This is a genomic window from Streptomyces sp. NPDC057249 (assembly GCF_042669245.1).
Classification (GTDB): Bacteria; Actinomycetota; Actinomycetes; order Streptomycetales; family Streptomycetaceae; genus Streptomyces.
This window is the reverse complement of record NZ_JBHUXS010000042.1, coordinates 1-3,295: the sequence shown is the minus strand read 5'-3', so window position 1 is coordinate 3,295 and position 3,295 is coordinate 1. Positions and strand designations below refer to the sequence as shown.

The following is a 3,295-nucleotide window of genomic DNA, read 5'->3' as shown; positions in this document are numbered from 1 at the left end:
GGTCGAAGTGGGCGAGGTCGCCGGTGCGGTAGAGGCGGGTGCCGGGTTCGCCGTAGGGGTTGGGGATGAAGGTGGTGGCGGTGAGGTCGGGGCGGTTGAGGTAGCCGTGGGCGAGGCCGTGGCCGGTGAGGTAGAGGTGGCCGGTGACACCGGGCGGGACGGGTTGGAGGGTGGCGTCGAGGAGGTAGGCGCCCTTGTTGGTGAGGGGTGTGCCGACGGGGATGGTGGGGTGGGGTTCGGTGGACGGTGTGACCGGGTGGGTGGTGGTGAAGCCCATGGATTCGGCGGGGCCGTATCCGTTGACGACGGTGGTGTGGGGTGAAAGCTGCTGGAGCCTGTGGACGTGGGCGGGGGATGCGGCTTCGCCACCGGTGTAGGCGATGGCGACGGTGGTGAATGCGTCGGGGTGTTCGTCGGTGAGGTAGTTGAAGAGGCTGGCGGAGAGTTGGAGCATCGTCACGCCGTGGCGGCGGGACAGCTCCGCGATGAGGGCCGGTTCGGGCTTTTGGCCGGGCTGGAGGACGGTGGTGCCGCCGTGGAGGAGGGCGCCCCAGAATTCGAGGCTGAAGGCGTCCCAGGAGACCGGTGAGCACTGGAGGAACACCTGGTCGGGCCCAAAGTTCCCGTACGTCTGCGCGGTGACCGTGGAGACGAGGTTGCGGTGCGAGGACAGGATGCCCTTGGGCCGCCCGGTCGAGCCGGAGGTGAACATCACGCACGCCACGTCCTGGCCACGGACCGGTACCCCCACGTCGCCCGCGTCGTGATGCGCCACCTCGTCCGGGCCCTCGGTGCAGGTGGTCCAGCCTCCGGGGAGGCGGCCGGCGAGCTCGGTGCTCGTGACCAGATGGCTGATGGCGGCTTCGGTTGCGGCGGAGTGCAGTCGCTGGTCGGGGAAGTCCGGGTCGAGCAGTACGTGTCCGGCGCCGGTCTTGAGTACGGCGATGAGTGCCGTGGCGAAGGTGGCGTCGCGTTCGAGGAGGATGCCGGCGAGGTCGCCCCGGCCGAGGCCGTGGTCGCGCAGCTCGCGCGCCCAGCGGTTGGCGGTCGCGTTCAGCTCCGCGTACGTGAGGGCCTGGTCGCCGTCGATGAGCGCGACGGCCTCCGGGGCGCGGGCGGCCTGGGCCTCGAACCGAGCGACCAGCGACGTGTCCTCGATGTCCACGGTCGTTCCGGCCCACGGCCCGAGAATCAGTTGCCGCTCGGCGTCCGACACCACGTCCAGCTCACCCACGCGCAGGCCGGGATCGGCCAGTGCCTGGCGCAGCACCTCACCCAGCACGCTCACCATGCGCTCGACGGTCGACCGGTCGAACAGGTCCTCCGCGTAGAGGACCGTTCCCCGCAGGCCCTGGCCGTCCTCCGTGCGGAGCAGGAACTCCACGTCGAACTTGGCCGCACCGCTCGTGACGTCCGGCAGCGCGGTGACCGTGGTGTCCCCGAGCCGGAGTTCCGGAACGCCTCCGGATTCCAGCGTGAGGCAGATTTGGAAGAGGGGGTGGCGGGCGAGGGTGCGGGTGGGGTTGAGGGTGTCGAGGACGAGGTCGAAGGGGGCGTCCTGGTGCGCGAAGGCGTCCAGATCCGTGGCGCGAACACGCCCCAGGAGCTCCCGGAAGGTGGGGTCGCCGTCGGTGTGGGTGCGCAGGACGAGGGTGTTGACGAAGAAGCCGACGAGGTCGCTGAGCGCTTTGTCGGTGCGGCCGGCGACGGGTGAGCCGATGGCCAGGTCGGTGCCGGCGCCCAGGCGGGTGAGGGCTGCGGCGAGCGCGGCGTGGACGACCATGAAGGGGGTGCAGCCCTCGGCGCGGGCCAGCTCCCCGATGCGCGCGAACAGGTCATCCGCGAAGGTGACTTCGACCTGACCGCCCCGGTGCGAGGCCCGTGCGGGGCGCGGGCGGTCCAGGTTCAGGCCGTGCTCTTCGGGGAGCCCTTCCAGCGTCTTGTGCCAGAACGCCAGCTCCTGCGAGAGCACGCTGTCCGCGTCGTCGGCCGACCCCAGCACCCGCTGCTGCCACACCGCGTAGTCCGCGTACCGCACCGGCAGCGGCTCCAGGACACTCGCGGTCGCACCCGCGCACCGGGACTCGTAGGCCCGGGCCAGGTCATCGAACAGCACACCGGTGGACCGGCCGTCCGTCGCGATGTGGTGGACCAGGAGCAGGAACACCCAGGAGTCGCCGTCGACCTCGAACAGGGTGGCCCGGACGGGGAGTTCGCTCCGGAGATCGAAGACGTGTCGTGCGGCCCCGGCCATGGCGCGGTGCAGCTCGCCCGAGGTCACCTCGCGGCGCTCGACGGGCACCTGGGCCTCTGCGGCCGGTACGACGTGCTGACGCGGCTCGCCGTCGACCGTCGCGAACACGGTCCGCAGCGGGGTGTGGCGTACGACCACGTCGTGCAGCGCCGCGTCGAGCAGCCCGGCGTCCAGCGGACCGGTCAGCCGTACCGCCATCGGCACGTTGTACGCGGCGCTGCCGCCGTCCAGCTCGGCCATCAGCCACAGCCGGCGCTGGGCGAAGGACACGGGCGCATCACCGTCTCCGGACCAGGCCCCCGCGGTGAGCGGCGGGAGCGCGGGCCGGCCGTCGAGGGTGGCGATGTGCTGGGCGAGGCGTGCGGGTGTGGGGTGCTGGAACACGTCCCGGATGGTCAGCCGGATGCCCAGCACATCGGCGAGGTGGTTGGTGAGTCGGGCCGCCAGCAGCGAGTGCCCGCCATGGGCGAAGAAGCTGTCCTCGACGCCCACCGGCTCCGAAGTGCCCAGCACCTTGCTGAACAGGGCGACCGTGACCTCTTCGAGCTGACTCCGCGGGGCGCGGCCCTGGCTGACGACGGCGGCCGGTTCGGGCAGCGCGCGTCGGTCGATCTTGCCGTTGGGGGTGAGGGGGAGTCGGTCGAGGGCGGTGAGGTAGGTGGGGACCATGTGCTCGGGGAGCCGGTCGGCGAGGTGCCGGCGGATGTCTTCCGTAGTGGTCTTGGTGTCGGTGACCACGTAGGCGGCGAGCTGGTCGTGGTAGGTGGTGACGGTGGCCTGGGTGAGGTGGGGGTGGGTGAGGAGTGCGGCTTCGATCTCGGCGGGTTCGATGCGGAAGCCGCGCACCTTGACCTGGCTGTCCGCCCGGCCTTCGTAGTGGAGGCGTCCGTCATGGTCGAAGTGGGCGAGGTCGCCGGTGCGGTAGAGGCGGGTGCCGGGTTCGCCGTAGGGGTTGGGGATGAAGGTGGTGGCGGTGAGGTCGGGGCGGTTGAGGTAGCCGTGGGCGAGGCCGTGGCCGGTGAGGTAGAGGTGGCCGGTGAC

The 3,295-nt window shown here is 71.3% G+C and carries 1 protein-coding gene; it reads right to left on the bottom strand.

Annotated elements, in window-relative coordinates:
* Positions 1 to 3,295: condensation domain-containing protein (locus ACFUJY_RS35135; protein WP_383307251.1), on the bottom strand; the 3,295-nt coding region annotated here is incomplete at both ends.